Here is a 23,731-nt window from a genome sequence, read left to right on the forward strand (position 1 = left end):
GCCCAGGCCTCGGCCACGGCCCGCTCCACCCTGAGGCGCGAGCCCGCCTCGTCCATCGGGTTGCGCCTGAGGCGGTGGCGCAGCGCCAGCGGCGCCACCTGCCGGAGATGGTTCGGTTGGACCGCGTCGGCGCCGGCGAGCGCCGCCAGCGCCCGGGCCCCCCGGATGAGGGTGAGTTCGCCGCGCAGGCCGTCCGTGCCGAGCTTGATGCAGAGCGCGGCGATGGCGTGGCGCATCATGTCGCTGACCTCGATCGCGGGAAGGCGTCGGCGCGCCGCCGTGATGCGGCTGCGCAGGCGCTTCTCCTCCGCCGCCCAGGAGGTGACGAAGCCTTTGGGATCGCGGTCGAACCATTCGCGCCGCTTCACCGCCTCGATCCTGAGCGCGATGTCGTCCGGCGAGGTCACCTCGACGGAGAGGCCGAAGCGGTCGAGAAGCTGCGGGCGCAATTCGCCCTCTTCCGGATTGCCGCTGCCGACCAGCACGAAGCGGGCGGGATGGCGGATGCTCAGGCCCTCGCGCTCGACGATGTTCTCGCCGGAGGCGGCGACGTCGAGGAGCAGGTCGACCAGGTGGTCCTCCAGGAGGTTGACCTCGTCGATGTAGAGGAAGCCGCGGTGGGCGCGGGCGAGCAGCCCCGGCTCGAAGCGTTTGCGGCCGTGGACCAGCGCCTGCTCGATGTCGAGGGCACCGACGACCCGGTCCTCGGTCGCGCCGAGCGGCAGGTCCACGACGCGGACGGCCTCCATCGCGCTCTTGCGGGTCTGGCCGGCCGCAGCGGCCTGGCTGCAATGGGGGCAGTCGGCGGCCGCCGAGGCGGGGCTGCAGCGGTAGGGGCAGCCCGCCACCACGCGCATCGGCGGCAGCACGGCGGCGAGGCCGCGCACCGCGGTGGACTTGCCGGTGCCGCGGTCGCCGGTGATCAGCACGCCGCCGATGCCGGGATCGACGGCGGCGACGAGCAGCGCCTGCTTCATCTCGGCTTGGCCGACGATGGCCGTGAAGGGAAAGGGAATGCCCATGTCACAGGCTCCTCGATGACGGCGCATGGGCCGCGGCGAGCTCACGCTCGCGCATGGCGGCCTGCAGCGCCTGTGGCAGGCGGAACTCGATGGTCTCGCGGACGTCGCCCACCGTCTCGACGGTGACGGCGCGCATGTCCGACAGACGGGAAATCAGCGCCTGGACCAGATCCTCGGGCGCCGAGGCCCCGGCGGTGATGCCGACGCGGGCGACGCCGTCGAGCCAGGACGGATCGATCTCGGAGGCGTCGTCGATCAGGTGGGCGGCGATGCCGGCCTTGCGGCCGATCTCGCACAGACGGTTGGAATTGGAGCTGTTGCGCGAGCCGAGGACGAGCAGGAGATCGACGTCCTCGACCATCAGCGAGACCGCCGTCTGCCGGTTCTGCGTCGCGTAGCAGATGTCGTCGAGCTCGGGCCCGACCGCCGCAGGAAACCGCGCCTTGACGGCGTCCACCACCTGGCGCGTGTCGTCGACGCTGAGCGTCGTCTGGGTGACGTAGGCGACGCGCGCGGGGTCTGCGACCTCCACCGCCGCCACGTCCTCCACCGTGCCGACGACGGTGACGCCGCCCGGCACCTGGCCGCGCGTGCCCTCGACCTCGGCATGGCCCTCGTGGCCGACGAGCAGGACGCTGTAGCCCTTCTCGGCGAAGCGGCGGCCCTGGCGGTGCACCTTGCTGACTAGCGGGCAGGTCGCGTCGATGACGTCGAGGCCGCGCCGGCGCGCCTCCTCCTCCACGGCCTGCGACACGCCGTGGGCGCTGAACACCGTGACGGCGCCGGGCGGAATGGCGTCGATGTCCTCGACGAAGATCGCCCCCCGCCGCGACAGGCGGGCCACCACGTGCCGGTTGTGGACGATCTCGTGGCGGACATAGACCGGCGGGCCGTAGAGGGCGAGCGCGCGCTCGACGATCTCGATGGCGCGCACCACGCCGGCGCAGAAGCCGCGCGGGCTCGCCAGCACGACGGTCAGTTCGTCTCGTCGCAGCATGGTCACCTCCCGATGGTGCCGTGGCTCCGCGCCCCCGCGCCCGTGAAGGGCGCGTTGAGCCGGACGATCCGCAGGTTGAGAAAGGCCGCGATGCCGACCCTGAGGAGGTAGGGGACGAGCAGCAGCGCGGCGGTGGGACTGATCGGCGCCAGCCCGACGATCAGCGCCAGGATGGACAACCAGAGAAAGGCCACCTCGACCAGGGCGAGGTCGGGCCGGCGCATGGTGAAGAACAGGAGATTCCAGCCGACGTTGAGGGCGCCGTTGGCGACGAAGAGGCCGACCACGAGGGCCCGCGCGGCGGGCGAGGGCGCTGCCACCCAGGCCATCACCATGGAGATGACCGCCAGCGTCAGGATCGTCGTCCAGATCGGTCCGAAGGCCCAGTCCGGCGGCTTCCAGGCGGGAAAGGTCAGGGAGCGGTACCAGGGGCCGATCTCGGTCAGCCAGCCGCCCACCAAGGCGACGACGAGGGTCCCCGTCACCGCGACGGTGATCGCCACCCAGTGGTTGGCGAGTGTGTCCATCATGTGCGCGCCAGTCCGAGCAGGTGCCCGAGATCCTTGAAGAAGATGCGCACATGGGCGACCGGGCTCTGCCGGACGAGTTCCTTGTGCATGTAGGACTGCCAGGTCAGCCGCTGGACGTCCTTGTCGGCGCAGATCGAGACGAAGCGCTCGCGCAGGCGGTCGTTGCGGTACCAGAACCACTGCATGACCCCGAGGATCATGAAGACCCGGCCGTGCGCCTTCATGAAGCGGCTGCGCGCCGCGGCCAGCGCCTTCGCCCGGCCGCTCGCGAGGGCCTCCTCTACCGCCTCGGCGACGTGGCTCGCCGAAGCCATGGCGTAGTAGATCCCTTCGCCCGAGGCGGGAGCGACGACGCCGGCGGCATCGCCGGTGACGATCACGTCGCGCCCGTTGTCCCAGCGCTTCAGCGGCTTCAGCGGAATGGGCGCGCCCTCGCGCCGGATGGTCTCCAGCCCGTCGAGACCGGTCTTGCGGCGGAAGGCCGCCACCGATTCCCTCAGGCCGAAGCCCTTGTGCAAGGTTCCCGTGCCGATGCTCGCGGTCTTTCCGTGCGGAAACACCCAGCTGTAGAAGTCCGGTGAGTAGCGGCCGTCATAGTGCACGTCGCAGCGGCGCGGATCGAAGATCTCGTCCGACCCTTCCGGCGCCCGGACGATCTCGTGATAGGCGAAGACGCAGCGCATGCGGTCGCCGCCGGCGATTTCCTGGCGGGCCACCATGGAGTTGGCGCCGTCGGCACCGATGACCATCCGCGCCGTGACGCTGTCGTCGATCAGCGTGCCCGCCGCTTCCGTGCCACTCCGGAAATGGACGGTTGCGAGCCCTTCGGCATCCCGCGAGATCCTGAGGAACCGCCCGGTGCGCCTGACGGCGCCGCGTTCGGCGGCCCGCTCCCGCAGGAACTCGTCGAAGACCTCGCGGTCGACCATGGCGACGTAGCCACCGTCGATATGCATGTCGACGTGCTTGTCGGAGGGGGCGACGATCCGGGCGCAGTTGATCCGCGCACAGATAATGGCCTCGGGGATGGCATAGTCGCGCACCAGCCGCGGCGGAATGGCGCCGCCGCAGGGCTTGATCCGCCCCGCTCGGTCGAGGAGCAGCACGGACCGGCCGCGGGCCGCGAGCTCGGCGGCGGCCGTCGCTCCCGCGGGGCCCCCGCCTACCACCACCACGTCGAAATGATTGCGCCCGTCCATGCTAGCCCACCCCGAGTGCGAGTTGCGACGAAGGCTCGGCGGCCGGCGCCTCTTCCGGCCCTGCCGACAGGGCGAGGATGCGGACCGCGAGGCCGGTTGCGACGAGGAACAGCACGGCCTCGACCGCGAAGACGCTGCCATAGGCGAAGAGGCCCGAACCCGTGAGGGCGCGCAGGCCATCGACGGCGACGGTCCCGAGGAACCCGCCGATGCCGAAGGCGATGGCCTGCGAGGCGCCCCAGACGCCCATCCGGGTGCCCTCGCGCCGTTCGGCACCGGCGCCCGCCAGGGTCATCATGGTGGCGATGGCCGCCCCGGCATAGACGCCGTTGGCGTAGCCCAGCAGCACGATGTTGGAGCGCAGCGGCCAGTCGGTTGCGAGCCACCCGCCGACGGCGAGGCCGCCGAGGGCGAGGGCGGAGAGGAGACAGCCGCCAATGGTCCACAGCTTGGGCGAGCCTGCGCCGTCGTGGCGCAGCCAGGTGCCCGCGAGGGCGACGGTCACCATGCCGGCCAGGACGCCGCCGTTCTGCAGCCCGGACAACTGCGTCGTGGCGCCGGGGCTGAGGCCGAAGATCAGGCCGGCGAAGGGCTCGAGGATGAGGTCCTGGCCCGAGAAGGCCAGCATGGAGACGAAGATGAAGATGGTGAAGAGGCGCGCCCGGGGCTCCGCCCAGACCTGCGCCAGCGCCACCGGAAAGCCGCAGCCGAACCGCGTCTCGGTGGGCGACGCGGGCGCCGGCAGGCCCTCGTAGCGGCCCTCGATGCCGGCCACAGCCAGCACGGCGACGGCGAGCGCGATGACGCTGACGGCGGTCGCGACGATGACCAGCCGGTCGAGCGAGAAGGGGTCGAGGAATGCACCCGCGGCGACGGCCGTCACGGCGAAGCCGGCGATCATCATGATCCAGACGATGGTGGCGGCGGCGGGCCGGCGTTGCGGCGCCGCGCGCTTCGCCAGCATGGCGAGGAGGGATGTGCCGGCAGCGCCGACGCCCGCGCCGATCAGCGTGAAGGCGATGACGGAGAGGGCGAGGCCGGCCCAGAAGGACGCGGCCATCAGCGCTGTGGCGACGGCGGCGAGGCTGCCGCCGATGGCGAGAATGGCCATGCCGCCGATGATCCAGGGCGTCATCCGCCGGCCCTGGTCGGCGCCGTAGCCGAAGCGGGGCCTCAGGATCTGCAGGCTGTAGTGCCAGGCGACGAGGGCCCCGGGCAGCATGGCTGGGAGGACGAGCTCGACCACCATCACTCGGTTCACCGTGGAGGTGGTGAGGACCACGATGCCGCCGAGGGCGGTCTGGACGAGACCGAGGCGGATGATCTGGAGCCAGGTCAGATGGGGCGCGTGCATCAGGGCCTCACGCAGGACGTGAAGACCCGCCGGAAGCCGACGGGTCTGGTGGAGGGAAGGGGGAGGGGATGGCGGGTCCCGGCATCGCCGAGGCGTGGCGCCAGGGCTCCGACGCGCCGCTGCCGCCAGCCGCTGCGGGCGACCGCGAGAAGAAGGGCGGAGGCGAGGACGAGACCGCCCGCCAGCGCCACCACGAGCGTGGGCGCATGGGCGTCGGTGAGGATGAGGAGAAGCGCGGCGATCACGGCCCGGCCGAGGCGGGGCTGCGGCATGTCGAGAACGGCGGGCGCGCTCGTGTTGCTCATTCCGGCAGGGTAGGAGCGTCCCGCCGGAGTGTCAACTTTTCTTTACATAACGGAGTGTCAATCTGTATCGAGCGCGGGATCGTCCATGATCCCGAAGCGGCGCATCTTGAGGTAGAGGCTCTGCCGGCTGAGGCCGAGCAGCTCCGCCGCAGTGGCGCGGTTGTCCTGCGTCATTTCCAGCGCCGCCTCGATGCACAGGCGCTCGATGATGTCGGTGGTCTCGCGGACGAGTTCCTTCAGCGAGACGCGGCCGACGAGCTCGGTGAACTGGTCGACGGAACGTGGCAGGAGCTGGTTCTTGCCGCCGGTGGCGGGCAGGGGCCGCGCGGTGGCGCGGATGACGAAGCCGTAGCAGGGGAAGTCGGAGGCCTCGACGAGGACGGCGGAGACTTCCACGGTCTCCGTTACGCCGAAGGAGCCCCGCACGATGGTCGAGAAATTGCGCACCGAGCCGAAGTCGCGCAGCGTCGAGGTGAGGGTCGGAAAATCGATGCCGAGGCGCCCCAGCCACTCGCCGAGCTGGTGACCGCGGGCCTGCTCGATGGTGGCGAGCTGCACAAGCTCGAGGAAGGCCGGATTGGCCTCCACCACATTGCCCTCGAGGTCGGTGACGACGAACCCGTCGGGCAGCTTCTCGATGAGGTCGAGATAGCGCGCGGAGCCCGACGCCGACGCTCCGACTGTGGTTTCGACCAGCGGCACCAGGCGCAGCAGGACGAGGGTCGCACCCTCGTTGCGGAACAGCGACGCGGTCGCCTCGAATTCGCGCCCGTTCGCCGCGCTGGCGACCTTGACGGTGACGGAGGCCTGGCCGCCGGCGGACCGGGACAGCAGCCCCTCGATCTCCGTCGCGCCCTTGTCGTCGAACAGCTGGGGGAGGGCGCGCCCGACCACGCGCCCCGACGGCGGGGCGAGCGCATCGATCGCGGCGGGATTGGCTTCGACCACCTTCCGCGATCCGATCTCGGCGATCAGGATCGGCTCCCGGGTCATCTGGAACAGGGCGCGGTAACGCGTCTCGGCGGCCCGCAGCCGCGCATAGTCGCGCTCCATCGCCTGCTGGGCCTTCACCAGCTGCTGCTGGAGGCCGGACAAAGCGCTGAGGTCGCGGCCGACGATCACCACGTTGCCGGGCGACTTGCCGCGTGCGGCCGAATAGCGGATCGGAATGGTCGCCTGGGAATCGGACCCCTTGTGGTTGATCTCGCGCAGGGCCGACGCCGTGCCCTTCGTCGCCTCGCTGAGCAGGGCGGTCGCCTTGTGGCGGCTGTCCGGGGCGATCGTGTCGATCCAGGGCTGCCCCATCCACGACCGCGCGTCGCCGGCGATCGCCGCGTCCGTGTTCGTCGTCAGGTCGCGCACGATCCCGTCGCTGTCCACAACCAGCACGATGTCCGCGACGACCGATGCCATGGCCATCGCCGTTTTGCCATCAAGACCGACCAGTGCGTTGGGATCAGGCGTCGACATGGGCAGCTTCGCTCTTGGTCGCCCGCTTCGGGAAAGCGCGCGTCGGGATCACGGTTCAATTGCCTGCATGAGGGTGCGACGCAACTCCCATGAGACCCTCGGCGATCTGAACGGCTTCCCGGCCATCAGAGGCAGAGGCATTGGCGCCAACAGTGGCGTAGAGATCGGGATTGCCGTTGAACGTGGCTCCTCCAACCAGGACGCCGATCGAGCGATTCCGCGACTTTCGCCGCATTTGGCTTATGGCTGATGTCAACTTTTCTATCAAGCTGTCGTTGCTCAGCGATATGCCCACAAAGTCGAACCACTCGGACGACAACCGCTGGGTCACCTCGGCGATCCGGGTGGGGGTCATCAGCGTGACGCGCCAGCCCGCCTCGGTGAAGAGCTGGCCGACCAGCGTGATGCCGAAGGCGTGCTGTTCGTCGGGATAGACGGCGAGGAGAATGCGGCGTTCCTTCTCGCCCGGCGGGTCCTGCGTCCGCGGCGGCGGCGCGACGGCGCGCATGATGTTCTGCAGGCGCACGAGCCCCATCGTCACCTCGGCGAAGCTGCACCGGTCGAGGAGCCAGAGGTCGCCGAGGCGGCGGGCGGCGGGGGCGAGGAGCCCGAGGAAGATGTCGGCGCTCTTCAGGCCGCGATCCCTCAGTGCCTCGATCTGGGTGAGCGCCACGTGGATGTCGTGGAACATCACGGCGGTGACGAATTCGTCGATTTCTGGCTGGGCGATCGCCTCAGCCGCACGCGACCCTCCGGAATCCTTGTGCCGGGTGGCCATCAGCAGGCGCGGGACGACCTCGTACTGGATCGTGCGGGCAATGGTCACGAGGAGCCGGTCGTCGACGACGACCTGTCCGCTGCTGCTCTTCAGGCGGGCTTCGCCGGCGGGTGATGTGCCGGTGCTGGAGCCGGACGACCAGCCGTTGGGGCTGTCGCCATACCTTATGTCCGTCATGGGCCTCTCCCCCATTAGGACCGGTTCTTCCACGATAGGACGTCCGGACCGTTATTTTCTTGCAGGCGATCAGGGCACCTCATGCGGGAACTTGGACGCCCGGATGAAGTCTCGGGCGTTACAGGATCCGTCTGACAGAGTACCGGAAATGATGGGTCTCGCAAGTCGAGGAGTGTTCGTGCTGGTTGACACTCTAGGAGTAAATCGGCCTTGACGTAAACTTTTTTTTACACTCACATTGACCCGTCCCGCCGCGCTGTCCTGGCCGACGGGGCCGAGCCCTGGTCCGGCGGAGGTCTCATGACCGGTCGTGCAGTGAACAGTTCCCGAGCCCAACCGCTCTACACGCCCGACCAGAGGCGGCGGAGGGACGGAACCCGGTGGACCCTGGTGCAGGGCCTGCTCGCCCCCGTCCAGTTCGCCATCTTCATCGTCAGCCTCGTCCTCGTCCTGCGCTATCTCGCGACCGGCGAGGGCTACGCTGCGGCGACCGCCTCGATCGTCGCCAAGACCCTCGCGCTCTACGCCATCATGGTGACCGGATCGCTCTGGGAGCACGCGGTCTTCGGGCGCTATCTCTTCGCTCCCGCCTTCTACTGGGAGGACGTGGTGAGCATGGCGGTCATCGCCCTGCACACCGCCTATCTCGCCACCCTCGTCGTGCCGGGCGTGACGCCGGGCACGCAGATGGCCGTCGCGCTGGCCGCCTACCTCCTCTACGTGGTCAACGCCGCCCAGTACGTCGTCAAGCTGCGGCGCGCCCGCCTCGACGTCGCCGCCGGCCTCGCGGGGCGGCCGTCATGACCGTCCACACCCTCATCGCCCCGTCCGCCCCCCGTCCCGCCGCCGGCTGCGCCGAGGATGCCGTTCTGCGCGAGCGCGGCCAGCGCGAGGTCTTCTGCGGCCTCACCAGCATCGTCTGGCTGCACCGCAAGATGCAGGACGCCTTCTTCCTGGTGGTGGGCTCGCGCACCTGCGCCCACCTGATCCAGTCGGCCGCCGGCGTCATGATCTTCGCCGAGCCGCGCTTCGCCACCGCCATCATGGAGGAGCGCGACCTCGCCGGCCTCACCGACGCCAACGACGAGCTCGACCGCGTCGTGGAGCGGCTGATCTCCCGCCGCCCTGACATCCGCCTCCTGTTCCTGGTGGGATCCTGCCCCTCCGAGGTCATCAAGCTCGACCTCCACCGCGCGGCCCGCCGGCTGGACGGGATCTTCGCCCCGCGTGTCCGGGTGCTGAACTATTCCGGCAGCGGCATCGAGACGACCTTCACCGAGGGCGAGGACGCGGCGCTGGCCGCCATCGTCCCGCAGATGCCGGCGGCCGCCCCCGGCGCCGCGCCGTCCCTCCTGGTGGCCGGAACCCTCGCCGACGTGGTCGAGGACCAGTTCCGCCGCCTCTTCGACGGCCTCGGCATCGCCGATGTCGGCTTCCTTCCCGCGCGGCGCCTGGCCGACCTTCCACCGGTCGGCCCCGCCACGCAGGTTCTGCTCGCCCAGCCGTTCCTCAAGGACACGGCCAGAGCGCTCGAGGAGCGCGGCGCGAGCCTTCTCTCGGCGCCGCTCCCCGTTGGCGCCGAGGGTACTACCCGCTGGCTTCAGGCCGCCGCGACGGCATTTCATGTCTCCCGCGAGAGGTTCCAGAACGTCACCGCTGCCGGCGAGGCGCGCGCCGAGCGCGCGGTTCGCCGACATCGTGCTGCCCTCGAGGGCAGGCGGGTCTTTCTCTTCCCCGATTCGCAGATCGAGATCCCCGTCGCCCGCTTCCTGGCGCGCGAGCTGGGCATGGACCTGATCGAGGTCGGCACCCCCTATCTCCACCGCGGCCATCTCGCGGCGGAACTCGCGCTCCTGCCTCCCGGCACGGCGATCTCCGAGGGCCAGGACGTCGAGCGCCAGCTGGACCGCTGCCGCCGTGCCGCGCCCGACCTCGTCGTCTGCGGCCTCGGCCTCGCCAATCCGCTGGAGGCGGAAGGCATCGCCACCAAGTGGTCGATCGAACTCATCTTCACGCCGATCCAGGGCTACGAGCAGGCCGGCGACCTCGCCGAGCTCTTCGCGCGACCGCTGGCCCGTCGCCAGAAGCTGGCGGTGTAGCCATGCAACTGACGCTCTGGACCTACGAAGGACCTCCCCACGTCGGCGCCATGCGCATCGCGACCGCGATGGAGGGCCTGCACTACGTGCTCCACGCCCCGCAGGGCGACACCTATGCGGACCTGCTCTTCACCATGATCGAGCGGCGCGACCGCCGTCCGCCGGTGACCTATACGACCTTCCAGGCGCGTGACCTCGGCGGCGACACGGCCGGCCTGTTCCAGGAGGCCTGCCGCGCCGCCTACGAGCGCTTCCGCCCCGAGGCGATGATCGTCGGCGCCTCCTGCACCGCCGAGCTCATCCAGGACGATCCCGGCGGCCTTGCCACCACGCTCGGCCTGCCGATCCCTGTCATCGCGCTGGAGCTGCCCGCCTACCAGAAGAAGGAAAACTGGGGCGCCTCGGAGACCTTCTATCGCCTCGTCCGCGGCCTCGCCCGGCCGCGCGCCGCGGATCACGTCCGCGGGCCCCGCCCCACGTGCAACATTCTCGGGCCCACCGCTCTCGGCTTCCGCCACCGCGACGATCTCCTCGAGATCCGCCGCCTGCTGGAGACGATCGGCGTGACGGTCAACGTCGTCGCCCCGCTCGGCGCCCGTCCCTCCGACATCGCCCGTCTCGGCGAGGCCGACTTCAACGTCGTTCTCTACCCCGAGATCGCCGAGGCCGCCGCCCGCTATCTCGAGAAGGCCTTCGGCCAGCCGGCGGTCCGCACCGTGCCGATCGGCGTCGGCGCCACCCGCGACTTCATCGCCGAGGTGGCCCGCGTCGCCGGCCTCCCGCCACTCACCGCCGAGGCCGGATCGCGCCTGCCCTGGTATTCGCGCTCGGTCGATTCGACCTATCTCACCGGCAAGCGGGTCTTCATCTTCGCCGACGGCCCGCACGCCGTCGCAGCGGCCAGGGTCGCCACCACCGAACTCGCCTTCGACCTCGTCGGCATCGGAACCTACTCGCGCGAATTCGCCCGCGAGGTCCGCGCCGTCGCCGCCGAACACGGGATCGAGGCGCTGATCACCGACGACTACCTCGAGGTCGAGGACCAGATCGCCGCCCTCCGGCCAGAGCTCATCCTCGGCACGCAGATGGAGCGTCACATCGCCAAGCGGCTGGGCATCCCCTGCGCGGTCATTTCCGCGCCGGTCCATGTGCAGGATTTCCCTGCGCGCCACTCGCCGCAGATGGGCTTCGAGGGGGCCAACGTCCTCTTCGACACCTGGGTCCACCCGCTGATGATGGGCCTGGAGGAACATCTCCTTCACATGTTCCGCGACGATTTCGAGTTCAACGACCGCAGCGGCTCCCATCTCGGCAAGGCTCCTGCGCCCGCCGCACCCGCTGCCGCCGTCGCCGCGGAACCCGAGCCGGCGGCGCCCTCCGTCGTTCCGGCCACCACCCGCTGGGATGCGGGCGCCGAGAACGAGCTGCGCAAGATCCCCTTCTTCGTCCGTGGCAAGGCGCGCCGCAACACCGAACGCTTCGCTCTCGAGCGCGGCATCGCAACCATCACCCTGGACACCCTTTACGATGCAAAAGCCCATTTCGGCCGCTGACGCCATCCGACCGGGGAGCGCCGCATGACAGGCCTCGCGACGCCCATCGCCATCCGCAATCCCGTGCCGCGCCGCCCCGACGGGGAGGGAAGCGTCCAGGTCATGATCGACGCCGCCATGGACGTCGGCTCCGCCAAGGTCTTTGCCGTCTACGGCAAGGGCGGCATCGGCAAGTCCACCACCTCGTCGAACCTGTCGGTGGCCTTCTCCAAGATCGGCAAGCGGGTGCTGCAGATCGGCTGCGACCCCAAGCACGATTCCACCTTCACCCTGACCAAGAGCCTCATCCCCACCGTCATCGACGTGCTGGAGGGCGTGAACTTCCACAGCGAGGAACTGCGCACCGAGGACTTCGTCTTCGAGGGCTACAACGGCGTCATGTGCGTGGAGGCGGGCGGGCCGCCGGCCGGCACCGGCTGCGGCGGCTACGTCGTCGGCCAGACCGTGAAGCTCCTCAAGGAGCATCACCTCCTCGAGGACACCGACGTCGTCATCTTCGACGTGCTCGGCGACGTCGTCTGCGGCGGTTTCGCCGCCCCGCTCCAGCACGCCGAGCGCGCCATCATCGTCGCCGCCAACGACTTCGACTCGATCTTCGCGATGAACCGCATCGTCGCGGCCATCAAGGCCAAGTCGAAGAACTACGACGTGCGCATCGCCGGCGTCATCGCCAACCGCAGCGCCGACACCGACCAGATCGAGCGCTTCAACAAGGCGGTCGGCACCTCGACCATCGCCCGCCTTCCCGACCTCGACGTCATCCGCCGCTCGCGGCTGAAGAAGTCGACGCTCTTCGAGATGGAGGCGACGCCGGAAGTGCTCGCCGTCCAGAAGGAATACCTGCGCCTTGCCCAGCACCTCTGGGACGGCACCGAGCCGCTGCTCGTGAACCCGCTCAAGGACCGCGAGATCTTCGACCTGCTGGGGTTCGACTGATGCCCACCATCACCTATCGCGACCGGCGCCACGAGCTCGAGACCTACTTCGACCGCACCGCGGTCGAGGCCTGGAAGCGGCTCACCTCCGACGCCCCGGTCGGCCGCATCCGGGCGACCGTCCGCGCCGGCCGCGACACGATGCGCCAGACGCTGCTCTCCTGGCTGCCGGAGGACCTGCGCGGCGCCCGCATCCTCGATGCCGGGTGCGGCACGGGTGCCCTCGCCGTCGAGGCCGCAAGGCGCGGCGCCGAGGTGGTGGCGATCGACCTCTCGGCGACGCTCGTCGGGCTCGCCCGCGAGCGCACCGCCGGCACCAGCCTGCCCGGCCGCATCGACTACCGCGTTGGCGACTTCCTCGACCCGATGCTCGGCCGCTTCGACCACGTCGTGGCCATGGATTCGCTGATCCACTACCGCGCCGACGACATGGTGCGCGTGCTCGCCCAGCTCTCGCGGCAGGCTGGTTCCTCCATCGTCTTCACCTTCGCCCCGCGCACCGCCCTTCTCGGCGCCATGCACGCCGTCGGGCGGTTGTTCCCCCGCGGTGACCGCGCCCCGGCGATCGAGCCGGTGGGCGCCTCGGCGCTCTCCCGCCGTATCGCCGCCGACCCGACCCTCGCCGGCTGGGGCCAGACCCGCACCGTCAAGATCTCCCGCGGCTTCTACATCAGCCAGGCGATGGAGCTCGTGCACCCATGATGCGCGCCGGCGGAACCGTGTTGAACCTCTGGCGGCAGATCGGCACGCGATTCCTGCCCTTTGCCGACGCCGCCAGCGTCGAGGTTCCGCTCGCCCGCCTCGTCCGCCTGTCGCTGTTCCAGATCTCGGTCGGCATGGCCACCGCGCTGCTGGTCGGCACACTCAACCGGGTGATGATCGTCGAGCTGGCGGTGCCCGCCTCGCTGGTCGCGGTCATGGTGGCCCTGCCGCTGCTCTTCGCGCCCTTCCGCGCCGTGGTCGGCTTCCGCTCCGACAATCACGTCTCGGCCCTCGGCTGGCGTCGCGTGCCCTACATCTGGATGGGCTCGCTCCTGCAGTTCGGCGGGCTCGCCATCATGCCCTTCGCCCTGCTCGTCCTCTCCGGCGACGGGGAGGGCCCGGTCTGGGTCGGCCAGATCGGGGCCGCGCTCGCCTTCCTTCTGGTCGGCGCCGGGCTGCAGACGACGCAGACCGCAGGTCTCGCCCTCGCCACCGACCTGACACGCGAAGAGGCCCGTCCCCGCGTCGTGGCGCTGATGTACCTCATGCTCCTCGTCGGCATGCTGATCAGCGGCGCGGCCTTCGGCTTCCTGCTCTCCGACTTCAGCCCCATGCGCCTGATCCAGGTCATCCAGGGCGCCGCCGTCGTCACCATCGTGCTCAACGTCGTCGCCCTCTGGAAGCAGGAACCGCGCGACCCCTCGCGCAACCGCGCCCGCTCCGAGGCGCCGCGCTTCTCCGAGGCCTGGGCCCGCCTCATGGCCGAGCCACGGGCCCGCCGCTACCTCGTCGCCGTGGCGCTCGGCACCGCGGCCTTCAACATGCAGGACATCATCCTCGAGCCCTATGGCGGCGAGGTCATGGGCCTCGGCGTCGGAGCGACGACGATGCTCACCATGCTCGTCGCCCTCGGGGCCATCGCCGCCTTCGCCGTCTCGGCACGGCTGCTGGCGCGCGGCTTCGACCCCGCCCGGCTGTCGGCGCTCGGCGCCATCTGCGGCATCTGCGCCTTCACCGCCGTCATCATGGCCGCCCCGCTCGGCTCCAACGGCCTCTTCCGCATCGGGGCGACCCTCATCGGCTTCGGCGGCGGCCTGTTCGGCGTCGGCACGCTGACGGTTGCCATGAGCCTCGACCGCCGCGGCAACAACGGCCTGGCGCTGGGCGCCTGGGGCGCGGTGCAGGCGAGCGCCGCGGGCCTCGCCATCGCCTTCGGCGGCATCCTGCGCGACGTCACGGCGGCGCTCGCCGCCAGCGGCTCGCTCGGGCCGGCCCTCACCGGCCCCTCGGTCGGCTACGGCGCCGTCTACCACGTCGAGCTCCTGCTCCTCTTCGTCACGCTCGTCGCCCTCGGCCCCCTCGTCGGGCGCGAAACCCATCCCCTGGAGGCCGAGGGAACCGGCCTCGCATCCTTCGGCCTGCCGCAGTTCCCGCGCTAGGCCACACCACTCCCACGGCCCATGGAGGCGACGATGATCACCGGATTGGAAGACAGAGGCATCGACCTGGCGCTGCTCTGCCTGTGGGCCTTCGTCATCTTCTTCGCGGGGCTGGTGTTCTACCTGCACCGCGAGAGCAAGCGCGAAGGCTATCCCATGCTCGAGGCGGCGGGCGACAGGACGCGTCGCGCCTCCGTCATCGGCTGGCCCGCGCCGCCGTCCCCCAAGACCTACCGCGTCGCCGGCGGCGAGCCGGTCGTGGTGGCCGGCGGACGCCCGGACCTCCGGCCCGTCGCTGCAAGGCCCATGGCGAAGTTCCCCGGTGCCCCGCTCGTGCCGACCGGCAATCCTCTCGCCGACGGTGTGGGCCCGGCCGCCTATGCCGAGCGCGCCGACGTCCCCGACCGGATCCATTCCGGCGGCCCCCGCATCCTGCCCCTTCGCGAGGCGGGAACCTTCCACATCGCCGAGGGCGACCCCGACCCGCGCGGCATGAAGGTCGTCGCCGGTGACGGCGAGGTCGTCGGCACCGTCGTCGACGCCTGGATCGACCGGGCCGAATATGTCCTGCGCTACCTCGAGGCCGAGATCCCCGGTGCCGGGACCCCGCGCCGCGTCATGATCCCCATGGGCTTCGCGCGGGTGAACGGCCGCCGCGGCCGCGTCGAGGTCTCCGCCATCTTCGGCGAGCACTTCCCCGGCGTGCCTGCCCTGCGCGATCCGAACCGCATCACCCTCCTCGAGGAGGACCGGATCATGGGCTATTTCGGCGGTGGCAAGCTCTACGCCTCGCCCAGCCGCTCGGAGCCGCTGATATGAGCGAGGATTTCGACTTCGAGCCCATTCCCGGCCTTCCGGCCGTTCCGCCCCAGGGCGAGCGGATCCTCTGGCAGGGCCAGCCCGACGGCTGGGCCCTCGCCGTCCGCGCCTTCCACGTCCGCAAGGTCGCGGTCTATTTCGCCCTGCTCGTCGCATGGCGGGGGATCGCGGCCCACGGCGAGGGGCTCACGGTTGCGGCGGCCTCGCGCCACATGCTCTGGATCGCCCTCCTCGGGGTCGCCTGCATGGGCGTGCTGACCCTGCTCGCCCATGCCTATGCGCGCAGCACCATCTACACGATCACCTCCCGGCGGGTCGTCATCCGCTCGGGCGTCGCCCTGCCGGTCACGGTCAACCTGCCCTTCAGCAAGATCGAGGCGGCCGCCCTGAAGCTGCGTGCTGACGGGTCGGGCGACATCCCGCTGCGCCTCGCGAAGGGCAACCGCATTGCCGCCCTCGTGCTCTGGCCGAACTGGCGGCCCGGGCGCTTCACCCGGCCCGAGCCGATGCTCCGCTGCATCCGCGGTGCGGAAGCCGTGGCCGGCCTCCTGGCCGCCGCCCTCTCGGGCGCCCCGGTCCAGCCCAAGGGCCTGCTCGCAACCGGGCCTTCGCCCGCCGCCGGCGGCGCTCTGCCGACGCCTGCGACCTGAGGAGATCGCCATGACCGCCGCCACCCACGTCGACATCCGCTTCCGCACCTGGCCCGTCATGGCGGCGGGCGTGGTGGTGGCCCTGGCGATCCTGGCGGCGGGCCTCGGCCGCTATGCCGGGCTCGGCACCGTCGCGGTGCCGGCCTCGCCCGCGGTCGAGGCGAAAGAACTCCTTTTCCAAGACACCCGGGACGGCTCGATCACGGTGCTCGACGCCGCCGATCGCAAGGTCGTCCTGGTGGTTCCGCTCGGGGAGGGCGGATTCATGCGTGGGGTCATGCGCGGGCTCGCCCGCGACAGGAAGATGCGGGGACTGGGCCCGGATCTGCCGTTCCGGATCGAACGGCGGCAGAACGGCATGGTCATCCTCGTCGACCTCGCGACCGGTCGCGAAATCGCGCTCGGGTCTTTCGGCCAAACGAACCTGGAGGCGTTCTCCCGACTCCTCCCAAACAAGGATGGTTCACGATGACACAAGACGGGAAAAACGGGGAAAGACGGTTCGACGTGCCCTGCACGATCGACCTGGAGAATACGCCTGAGAGCCTGCACGCCTATGTCGACATCGGCACCGTGGAAATTCGTCCCGGCGACCGTGTTCTCGTCCACAACGCCCCCTCCCACATCGCCTTCGGCGAGCGGCGCGTCTTCGAGAGCACAGCGACCGTGATCCGCGCCGGGGGGCTGACCCGACTCGCGACGAAGATCGCCGCCTATCTCGAACTGACCGAACTCTACGAGGTCGGCTTCGCGCCGGCGGGAGGCGAGCAATGACACCCGAAGGCGGCACGAGAGCCAGTTTCTCCACCGACATCGCCAAGGAAGACGCGCTGCTGAGCCCGCGCTTCTACACCACCGACCACGCCGCCATGGACAAGCTGGACATCTCGTCGGTCCGGGCGGAATGGGACGAACTGCTCGGCGAGATGCGGCGTGACCCCAACCGCGGCCACTTCAAGCGGGAAGGGGGCTTCGACTTCGACCTGAACTCCCTGCCCGAGGACCTGCGGGGCGAGTTCCTCGACTTCATGGTCAGCTCGCTGACGGCCGAATTCTCCGGCTGCGTGCTCTATTCCGAGATCAAGAAGCGCATCCAGAACAAGGATATCCGCGAGCTCTTCACCTTCATGGCGCGCGATGAATCGCGCCATGCCGGCTTCATCAACGAGTCGCTCAAGGATTTCGGCGTCGGCGTCGATCTCGGCTTCCTGACGCGGGAGAAGAAGTACACCTATTTCAAGCCGAAGTTCATCTTCTACGCGACCTACCTTTCCGAGAAGATCGGTTACGCCCGCTACATCACCATCCACCGCCTGTTCGAGCGGGACCCGGAGCGCCGGTTCCACCCGATCTTCAAGTGGTTCGAAAACTGGTGCAACGACGAGTTCCGCCACGGCGAGGCCTTCGCCCTGATCATGCGGGCCAACCCGAAGCTGCTCACCGGCGGCAACCGGCTGTGGATCCGCTTCTTCCTGCTCGCGGTCTACGCGACCATGTATGTCCGCGACCACATGCGGCCGGCCTTCCACCGCCAGCTCGGCATCTCGCCCTCCGACTACGACTACCGGGTCTTCCGCATCACCTCGGAGATCTCCAAGCAGGTCTTCCCCTTCACGCTCGACATCGACCATCCGGCCTTCAAGCCGGGGCTCGACAGGCTGCTCGCCATCGTCCAGGCGACGGAAGCGGCCAAGGAGCGCGGCGGGATCGTCGGCCGGCTCCAGCGGGCCTGGCTCGGCGTGCGCGGCGCGGCCACCTTCCTGCGCCTCTACACGCTGCCCGTCGTCCCCAACGACCTGCCGGCCCAGGTCCGGCTGGCTCCGGCCTGGTGACGGGAGACCCGCCATGGTCGAGATCGCGCTCCCCATCCTGATCACCGTCCTGCTCTGGTGGTTCAGCACGGGCGCGATCCTCTATGTCGACGGCCTGCCACGCCGGCTCCATCGCTGGAGTTTCGGCGTGGCGACCCTCCTCCTCCTCGCCGCCTTCGGCGTGATCGCATGGACGGCGGGGGAGACCACCACCGCTGCCGCCTATGCCGCCTTCGTCGCCGCCCTCGTGGTCTGGGGATGGAACGAGCTCGCCTTCCTCTCCGGCACCATCGTCGGGCCGCGCCGCGAGCCCTGTCCGCCCGGCGCAGAGGGCTGGCTGCGTTTCCGCCTCGCCACCGCCGCCGTCATCGACCACGAGATTGCCATAGCCCTGTCCGGGGGCGTTGTGGCCCTGCTCACCGTCCAGGCAGAGAACCCCGTGGCGCTCTGGACCTTCGCCGTCCTCTGGGTGATGCGCCTCAGCTCGAAGCTGAACATCTATCTCGGCGCCCCGAACATCCCCGACGCCTTCCTGCCGGCTCACCTGCGCTACCTCGCGACCTATTTCCGCCGTCGCCCAATGAATGCGCTGCTGCCGGTCTCGGTCGGCGCGTCCTCCGCCGTCCTTGCGCTGATGCTGGTGCGGGCGCTCGACCCCGCCGCGACGCCCTTCCAGTCGCTGGCGCTCCTCTTGCCGGCCGCCATGCTCGCCCTCGCCATCCTCGAACATTGGCTGATGTTCCTGCCCATCCCCTCGACATGGCTCTGGGACTGGGGTCTCGCCTCGCACCGGCGCCTCGTTGCCCCCGCGCCGCAGGGCGGGACGAGCCTGCGCTCCTGGGAGGCGCCCATGCTCGGCGCCGTCGACCCCGGCGCGCTCCGCGGCGTCCTCGACCAGGTCGCCACCGGCCGCTTCGGTCAGGTGATCAGCATCAGCGGCACCAGCCGCTCCGAACAGGGCTGGATCCGGTTCCTCGTCGAGAACGGCCGCACCGAGTTGCAGCCGGTCCCGCCGCGCCGCTTCCAGCCCGCATTCGTCACGGCCGTCGGCCGCGACTTCGACGCCGCGCAACTCGGCAAGGCATTGGCCGCATGTGCGGCATGAACCGTGGAACCACGGAAAGGGAGGACATCATGACCGACGACCTGGGCTATGCGACCCGAACGGACTCCCTCTCCGTCGAATCCCCGCACGGTTCGGCGCCTCCCGAGGGCTCCGTCTCCCGCTGCCCCTATGCCGGCGCCTTCGCCCGCCGCAACACCCGGCCCATCGACCACGAGTCCTTCTTCGTCGGCGAGCTCGACCGGCTGCGCCTCGAGGGCCGCTACCGCGTCTTCGCCGACCTGGAGCGCCACGTCGGCAACTTCCCCCACGCCACCCACCGCGGCGCCCGGCGCCAGCGCGAGGTGACGGTCTGGTGCTCCAACGACTATCTCGGCATGGGCCAGAACCCCGCGGTTCTCCAGGCCATGCACGAGGCGCTGGACCGCTGCGGCGCCGGCGCCGGCGGCACCCGCAACATCTCCGGCACCAACCACTACCATGTGCTCCTCGAGCGCGAGCTCGCCGACCTGCACGGCAAGGAATCGGCGCTGCTCTTCACCTCCGGCTACGTCTCCAACTGGGCGACGCTCTCCACCCTCGCCTCGCAGATCCCCGACTGCGTCGTCCTGTCGGATGCCGGCAACCACGCCTCGATGATCGAGGGCGTCCGCCATTCCCGGGCGCCGAAGAAGGTCTTCCGGCACAACGACCCGCGCGACCTCGAGCGCTGCCTGTCCGAGCTCGATCCCTCCGTGCCGAAGCTGGTGGCCTTCGAGTCGGTCTATTCGATGGATGGGGACATCGCCCCCATCGCCGAGATCTGCGACGTCGCCGACGCCTTCGGCGCCATGACCTATCTGGACGAGGTTCATGCCGTCGGTCTCTACGGCCCGCGCGGCGGCGGCATCTCGGAGCGCGAGGGGCTGAGCCACCGCCTCACCGTCATCGAGGGGACGCTCGGCAAGGCCTTCGGCGTCGTCGGCGGCTACATCGCCGCCTCCGATGCGCTCTGCGACTTCGTCCGCAGCTTCGCCTCGGGCTTCATCTTCACGACCTCGCTGCCGCCGGCGGCGGCGGCCGGTGCCACGGCGGCCATTGCCCACCTCAAGGACAGCAACGCGGAACGTGCCGCCCATCAGGACCGGGTGGCGGCAGTGCGCCGGCGCCTGCGCGCCGCGGGCATCCCCATCCTCGACAATCCCAGCCACATCGTGCCGGTGATGGTCGGCGAGCCCGTCCGCTGCAAGGCGATGAGCGACATGCTGCTCGAGGAGTTCGGCATCTACGTCCAGCCGATCAACTATCCGACGGTGCCGCGCGGCACCGAGCGGCTGCGCATCACGCCCTCGCCGCTCCACACGGATGCGGACATCGACCACCTCGTCCGCTCGCTGAAGGCGGTCTGGAAGGCCGTTCCCTGAGGCTGTCGAAGTGACGCAAAAAAGGGGGCCGCGAGGCCCCCTTTTTCATGACGTCCGCGCGGGGACGATGACTACTGCGTCCGCTGCCCCTCGGCGTTGAACTGCTTGAGATAGGCGATGAGGTTGGTGATCTGCGTCTCGTCGCGCAGGCCGTTGAACACCATGCGGGTGCCCGGCGTCACCTCCCGCGGGTTGCGGATGTAGACGCGGAAATTCGCCTCGTCCCAGGTCTTGTCGAGGGTGCGATAGGCCGGCGAATAGTTGAAGTTGGGGAAGGAGCCCGCCTTGCGGCCGAAGATGCCGTTGAGCGGCGGGCCGACGCCCACGCGGGCCGTCGGTCCAACCTGATGGCAGGCGCGGCACTGGGCGAAGATCCGCTCGCCGGCAGCGGCGTCGCCGCCCTCCGCGGGAGCCGCGGCGGCAGGCGCCGCTGGTGCCGCAGGCGGGGTGGTCTGCGCCAGAACCGCCGTGGCGGAGAGGGCGAGGGCCGAGGCTGTGGCGATGATCGTGCGACGAATGAATGCCATGGGAATGCTCCTCCGTGACGGCGATGCTTCGCGGCCCGCCTGTTGGTGATGAAACGAGGGGTCTACGAACGATCGCGCCCGGCGGATCGCGTCCGCCGGGATGCCGCGAGGGGAGACGGGGCGAGCCCCGTCAAAGCGCTGCCACCCCGACGCCGGCGCTCCGGCGCGGCGCGGCCTCGGCGGATCGCGCCGGGCCGAGGGTGCGGGTGATGAAATCCGCGATGCCGCGGGCGTCGAGACCAGCCTCGCGATACATGCCGGCCGGGGAATCCTGAGCCTGGAACCTGTCCGGCAGGGTCAGGCTGCGCACCTTGAGGCCCCGGTCGAGAAGGCCTTCGCCCGCCATCCATTGCAGTACATGGGCGCCGAACCCGCCGGCCGCGCCGTCCTCGATGGTGAGAAGCATGTCGTGCGTGCAGGCCAAACGGGCGATGAGCGCAGTGTCCAGCGGTTTGGCGAAGCGGGCGTCCGCCACGGTGACGGAGATGCCGCAGGCCGCGAGAGCCTCGGCCGCCGCCAGGCCGTCGGCGAGGCGCGTGCCGAAGGAGAGGATCGCGACGTCGCTGCCTTCGCGCAGGATCCGGCCGCGGCCGATCGGCAGCGGCACGCCCCGCGCGGGCATCTCGACCCCGGCGCCGTCACCGCGCGGATAGCGGAAGGCGATCGGTCCGGTATCGTGGGCCGCGGCCGTGGCCACCATGTGAACGAGTTCGGCCTCGTCGGCCGCTGCCATCACCACCATGTTGGGCACACAGGTCAGCGCCGCCACGTCGAAGGCGCCCACATGCGTCGGCCCGTCGGCACCGACCAGCCCCGCCCTGTCGATGGCGAAGCGGACCGGCAGGCCCTGCAGCGCCACGTCGTGGATGATCTGGTCGTAGCCGCGCTGCAGGAAGGTCGAGTAGATGGCAACGAAGGGCTTCAGCCCCTCGCAGCTCAGCCCGGCAGCGAAGGTGACCGCGTGCTGCTCGGCGATGCCGACGTCGAAGCAGCGCTCGGGAAAGGTCCTGGCGAAGAGGTCGAGGCCGGTCCCGGTCGGCATGGCCGCGGTGATCGCCACGATGCGCGGGTCGCGCTCCGCCTCGGCGACGAGGCTGTCGGCGAAGACCTTGGTGTAGCTCGGGACGTTGGACTTGACCTTCACCTGCACGCCGGAGCCGACGTCGAATTTCACGACGCCGTGGTAGCGGTCGGCGGCGCATTCGGCGGGCTGGTACCCCCGGCCCTTTTCGGTGACGACGTGGATCAGCACGGGTCCGGCGGGGCCGTCGCGAATCTCGGTGAGCAGCGGCACAAGCCGGTTGAGGTCGTGGCCGTCGACGGGTCCGACATAGCGGAAGCCGAGATCGGCGAAGAGGCCGCCGTCGGCCAGCGGGCTGCGGGCCCGCTCCGCCGAGGGTGTCAGGACGCGCTCCGCCGCGCCGCCGGGCAGGGCAGGGGCGAGCCGTGCGAGGAAGGTCGAAAGCGCCCCGACGGAGGGCGAGATCGACATCTCGTTGTCGTTGAGAATGACCACGAGGCGCGAGCCGAGGGCCCCCGCATTGTTGAGCGCCTCATAGGCCATGCCGCCCGAGAGGGCCCCGTCGCCGATGATGCAGACCACGGCGAAGTCGTCGCCCGTCAGGTCGCGCGCCACCGCAAAGCCGAGCCCCGCCGAGATCGACGTCGAGGCGTGGGCGGCGCCGAAGGGATCGTAGGGGCTCTCGGCCCGCCGGGTGAAACCGGAGAGCCCGTCCTTCTGCCGGAGCGTGTGGATACGGTCGCGCCGGCCGGTGAGAATCTTGTGGGGGTAGCACTGGTGGCCGACGTCCCAGATGATCTTGTCGCGCGGCGTATCGAAGACGTGGTGCAGAGCCACGGTCAGCTCCACCACCCCGAGGCCGGCGCCGAGATGCCCGCCGGTCTGGGAGACCGCGTCGATGGTCGCCGCGCGCACGTCGCCGGCGAGCTGCCGCAGCGCGCCGGCGTCGAGGCTTCGGATGTCGTGGGGTGAGGCGAGGCTGTCGAGAACCGGAGTGGGGTGCATGGCGCGTCCTCCGTGTGCATGACGGCACCGGAGTGTCAGAATATAGTGACACAATTCATTGTCAAACAAGTTTGTCGTTCCGGTTCCCTTCCCCTGCCTGAAAAACAGGCCGTCGGTGGTTAGGAACCGTGCAGCCTCGTTTCCGTTGTCCCCTCACTGTCAACGGAGGCTCTATCCATGAAGACGTTCCTTACGGCTGCCGCCGCGCTGGCGCTGGTCAGCGCAACTGCCCTGGCGCAGACGACCGCCCCCGGCACCGCGCCGACCGCCCCCGCCACCACTCCGGCTGCGCCGGCTCCGGGTGCGGGCACGCCCACGGCCCCGGCCGCCACCACGACGGCCCGCGCCGTCAACGCCGCCCCGCTGGAGAACGGCGCCAACAGCTTCACCGAGGGCCAGGCCACCGAGCGCTTCCGCGAAGCGGGCATCACCGGCGTCACCGGTCTCGCCAAGGACGACAACGGGGTCTGGCGCGGCCGCGGCCAGTACCAGGGCCGCTCCGTCGAGATCGGCATCGACTACCGCGGCAACATCCAGGCCCGATAACAGGAAAGATCATTCTCATGGAACAGTCAGTCACGGCGATCTTCGACACCTACGCCGCCGCCTCCCAGGCCGTCGATCGCGTCCGTCGCGAAGGCATTGCCGATCGCGACGTGTCCATCATGTCCAACGACACTTCGATGGAGCGCTCCACCTATGGCGACTATCGCCATGATGCCGATTCCGACGCCGGCACCGGCGCTGGCACCGGCGCCACCATGGGTGCCGTCGCCGGCGGCGCCGCCGGCCTGATGGCCGGCATGGGCCTCCTCGCCATTCCGGGCCTCGGCCCGGTGGTCGCGGCCGGCTGGCTCGCCGCCACGCTGGTG

Annotated in this window: 25 protein-coding genes; 15 read left to right on the plus strand and 10 right to left on the minus strand. The window is 70.1% G+C overall.

Annotated features, from left to right (window positions below; genetic code table 11):
• The 8 genes from bchI to ACT6XY_RS17045 all read right to left on the minus strand — a co-directional run.
• Window positions 1-1,022 (minus strand): magnesium chelatase ATPase subunit I (bchI, locus tag ACT6XY_RS17010; protein ID WP_444749520.1); only part of this gene is annotated, 1,022 nt, incomplete at its 3' end.
• 1 nt (window position 1,023) lies between these two features.
• On the minus strand, window positions 1,024-2,019 hold the full coding sequence (ispH, locus tag ACT6XY_RS17015; RefSeq protein ID WP_444749521.1) for a 4-hydroxy-3-methylbut-2-enyl diphosphate reductase: 996 nt from the start codon (window positions 2,017-2,019) through the stop codon (window positions 1,024-1,026).
• A gap of 2 nt (window positions 2,020-2,021) precedes the next feature.
• Window positions 2,022-2,549, minus strand: a complete 528-nt coding sequence (locus ACT6XY_RS17020) for a TspO/MBR family protein (RefSeq protein WP_444749522.1) — start codon at window positions 2,547-2,549, stop codon at window positions 2,022-2,024.
• Entirely contained in the window at window positions 2,546-3,748 is a 1,203-nt protein-coding gene (locus tag ACT6XY_RS17025; protein ID WP_444749523.1) for a geranylgeranyl diphosphate reductase, read from the minus strand. The genes ACT6XY_RS17020 and ACT6XY_RS17025 overlap by 4 nt, the downstream gene beginning before the upstream one ends.
• Window position 3,749: 1 nt before the next feature.
• Window positions 3,750-5,102 carry a BCD family MFS transporter gene (locus ACT6XY_RS17030; RefSeq protein WP_444749524.1) on the minus strand — a complete coding sequence of 451 codons (1,353 nt, stop codon included), beginning with the start codon at window positions 5,100-5,102 and terminating at the stop codon, window positions 3,750-3,752.
• Complete coding sequence (locus ACT6XY_RS17035; RefSeq protein ID WP_444749525.1) at window positions 5,102-5,374, minus strand: hypothetical protein; 273 nt, start codon at window positions 5,372-5,374, stop codon at window positions 5,102-5,104. Before ACT6XY_RS17035 ends, ACT6XY_RS17030 begins: the two co-directional genes overlap by 1 nt.
• Window positions 5,375-5,464: 90 nt before the next feature.
• Window positions 5,465-6,820, minus strand: a complete 1,356-nt coding sequence (gene ppsR, locus ACT6XY_RS17040; RefSeq protein WP_444749526.1) for a transcriptional regulator PpsR — start codon at window positions 6,818-6,820, stop codon at window positions 5,465-5,467.
• A 112-nt stretch (window positions 6,821-6,932) separates the two neighbouring features.
• A complete protein-coding gene (locus ACT6XY_RS17045) occupies window positions 6,933-7,865 on the minus strand; it encodes a cobalamin B12-binding domain-containing protein (protein WP_444749527.1) in 933 nt (310 codons plus the stop codon).
• A 267-nt stretch (window positions 7,866-8,132) separates the two neighbouring features.
• Here ACT6XY_RS17045 and bchF point away from each other — a divergent pair, with 267 nt between their 5' ends.
• The 13 genes from bchF to hemA all read left to right on the plus strand — a co-directional run bounded on the left by bchF (window position 8,133) and on the right by hemA (window position 20,306).
• Window positions 8,133-8,636, plus strand: coding sequence for a 2-vinyl bacteriochlorophyllide hydratase (bchF, locus tag ACT6XY_RS17050; RefSeq protein ID WP_444749528.1), 504 nt, complete (start codon window positions 8,133-8,135; stop codon window positions 8,634-8,636).
• Entirely contained in the window at window positions 8,633-9,931 is a 1,299-nt protein-coding gene (locus ACT6XY_RS17055) for a ferredoxin:protochlorophyllide reductase (ATP-dependent) subunit N (protein ID WP_444749529.1), read from the plus strand. The genes bchF and ACT6XY_RS17055 overlap by 4 nt, the downstream gene beginning before the upstream one ends.
• Before the next feature lie 2 nt (window positions 9,932-9,933).
• The gene (gene bchB / locus ACT6XY_RS17060) at window positions 9,934-11,484 is read left to right on the plus strand and encodes a ferredoxin:protochlorophyllide reductase (ATP-dependent) subunit B (RefSeq protein WP_444749530.1); all 1,551 of its coding nucleotides are present in this window, start codon (window positions 9,934-9,936) and stop codon (window positions 11,482-11,484) included.
• 24 nt (window positions 11,485-11,508) lie between these two features.
• Window positions 11,509-12,420 (plus strand): ferredoxin:protochlorophyllide reductase (ATP-dependent) iron-sulfur ATP-binding protein, encoded by a 912-nt coding sequence (gene bchL / locus ACT6XY_RS17065; RefSeq protein ID WP_444749531.1) that lies wholly within the window; start codon window positions 11,509-11,511, stop codon window positions 12,418-12,420.
• Complete coding sequence (gene bchM / locus ACT6XY_RS17070; RefSeq protein ID WP_444749532.1) at window positions 12,420-13,121, plus strand: magnesium protoporphyrin IX methyltransferase; 702 nt, start codon at window positions 12,420-12,422, stop codon at window positions 13,119-13,121. The genes bchL and bchM overlap by 1 nt, the downstream gene beginning before the upstream one ends.
• Entirely contained in the window at window positions 13,118-14,560 is a 1,443-nt protein-coding gene (locus ACT6XY_RS17075) for a PucC family protein (protein ID WP_444749533.1), read from the plus strand. Before bchM ends, ACT6XY_RS17075 begins: the two co-directional genes overlap by 4 nt.
• A gap of 33 nt (window positions 14,561-14,593) precedes the next feature.
• Window positions 14,594-15,379 (plus strand): photosynthetic reaction center subunit H, encoded by a 786-nt coding sequence (gene puhA, locus ACT6XY_RS17080; RefSeq protein ID WP_444749534.1) that lies wholly within the window; start codon window positions 14,594-14,596, stop codon window positions 15,377-15,379.
• Window positions 15,376-16,029, plus strand: a complete 654-nt coding sequence (puhB, locus tag ACT6XY_RS17085) for a photosynthetic complex putative assembly protein PuhB (RefSeq protein ID WP_444749535.1) — start codon at window positions 15,376-15,378, stop codon at window positions 16,027-16,029. Before puhA ends, puhB begins: the two co-directional genes overlap by 4 nt.
• Window positions 16,030-16,039: 10 nt before the next feature.
• Window positions 16,040-16,501: a photosynthetic complex assembly protein PuhC gene (gene puhC, locus ACT6XY_RS17090; RefSeq protein WP_444749536.1), complete on the plus strand. Its 462-nt coding sequence runs from the start codon at window positions 16,040-16,042 to the stop codon at window positions 16,499-16,501.
• Window positions 16,498-16,803: a hypothetical protein gene (locus tag ACT6XY_RS17095; RefSeq protein ID WP_444749537.1), complete on the plus strand. Its 306-nt coding sequence runs from the start codon at window positions 16,498-16,500 to the stop codon at window positions 16,801-16,803. Before puhC ends, ACT6XY_RS17095 begins: the two co-directional genes overlap by 4 nt.
• Window positions 16,800-17,861, plus strand: a complete 1,062-nt coding sequence (gene acsF / locus ACT6XY_RS17100) for a magnesium-protoporphyrin IX monomethyl ester (oxidative) cyclase (RefSeq protein ID WP_444749538.1) — start codon at window positions 16,800-16,802, stop codon at window positions 17,859-17,861. Before ACT6XY_RS17095 ends, acsF begins: the two co-directional genes overlap by 4 nt.
• Before the next feature lie 13 nt (window positions 17,862-17,874).
• Window positions 17,875-18,945 carry a putative photosynthetic complex assembly protein PuhE gene (gene puhE / locus ACT6XY_RS17105; protein WP_444749539.1) on the plus strand — a complete coding sequence of 357 codons (1,071 nt, stop codon included), beginning with the start codon at window positions 17,875-17,877 and terminating at the stop codon, window positions 18,943-18,945.
• A gap of 164 nt (window positions 18,946-19,109) precedes the next feature.
• Window positions 19,110-20,306, plus strand: coding sequence for a 5-aminolevulinate synthase (gene hemA / locus ACT6XY_RS17110; RefSeq protein ID WP_444749544.1), 1,197 nt, complete (start codon window positions 19,110-19,112; stop codon window positions 20,304-20,306).
• A gap of 71 nt (window positions 20,307-20,377) precedes the next feature.
• On the opposite strand, the gene ACT6XY_RS17115 is transcribed toward hemA, so the two are convergent.
• A complete protein-coding gene (locus tag ACT6XY_RS17115) occupies window positions 20,378-20,833 on the minus strand; it encodes a c-type cytochrome (RefSeq protein WP_444749540.1) in 456 nt (151 codons plus the stop codon).
• Between the two features lie 130 nt (window positions 20,834-20,963).
• Window positions 20,964-22,859, minus strand: a complete 1,896-nt coding sequence (dxs, locus tag ACT6XY_RS17120; RefSeq protein ID WP_444749541.1) for a 1-deoxy-D-xylulose-5-phosphate synthase — start codon at window positions 22,857-22,859, stop codon at window positions 20,964-20,966.
• A gap of 177 nt (window positions 22,860-23,036) precedes the next feature.
• Here dxs and ACT6XY_RS17125 point away from each other — a divergent pair, with 177 nt between their 5' ends.
• Entirely contained in the window at window positions 23,037-23,405 is a 369-nt protein-coding gene (locus tag ACT6XY_RS17125; protein WP_444749542.1) for a PepSY domain-containing protein, read from the plus strand.
• A gap of 17 nt (window positions 23,406-23,422) precedes the next feature.
• Window positions 23,423-23,731 (plus strand): general stress protein (locus tag ACT6XY_RS17130; RefSeq protein ID WP_444749543.1); only part of this gene is annotated, 309 nt, incomplete at its 3' end.

It is taken from the genome of Phreatobacter sp. (genome assembly GCF_052440005.1).
Taxonomy (GTDB): Bacteria; Pseudomonadota; Alphaproteobacteria; order Rhizobiales; family Phreatobacteraceae; genus Phreatobacter.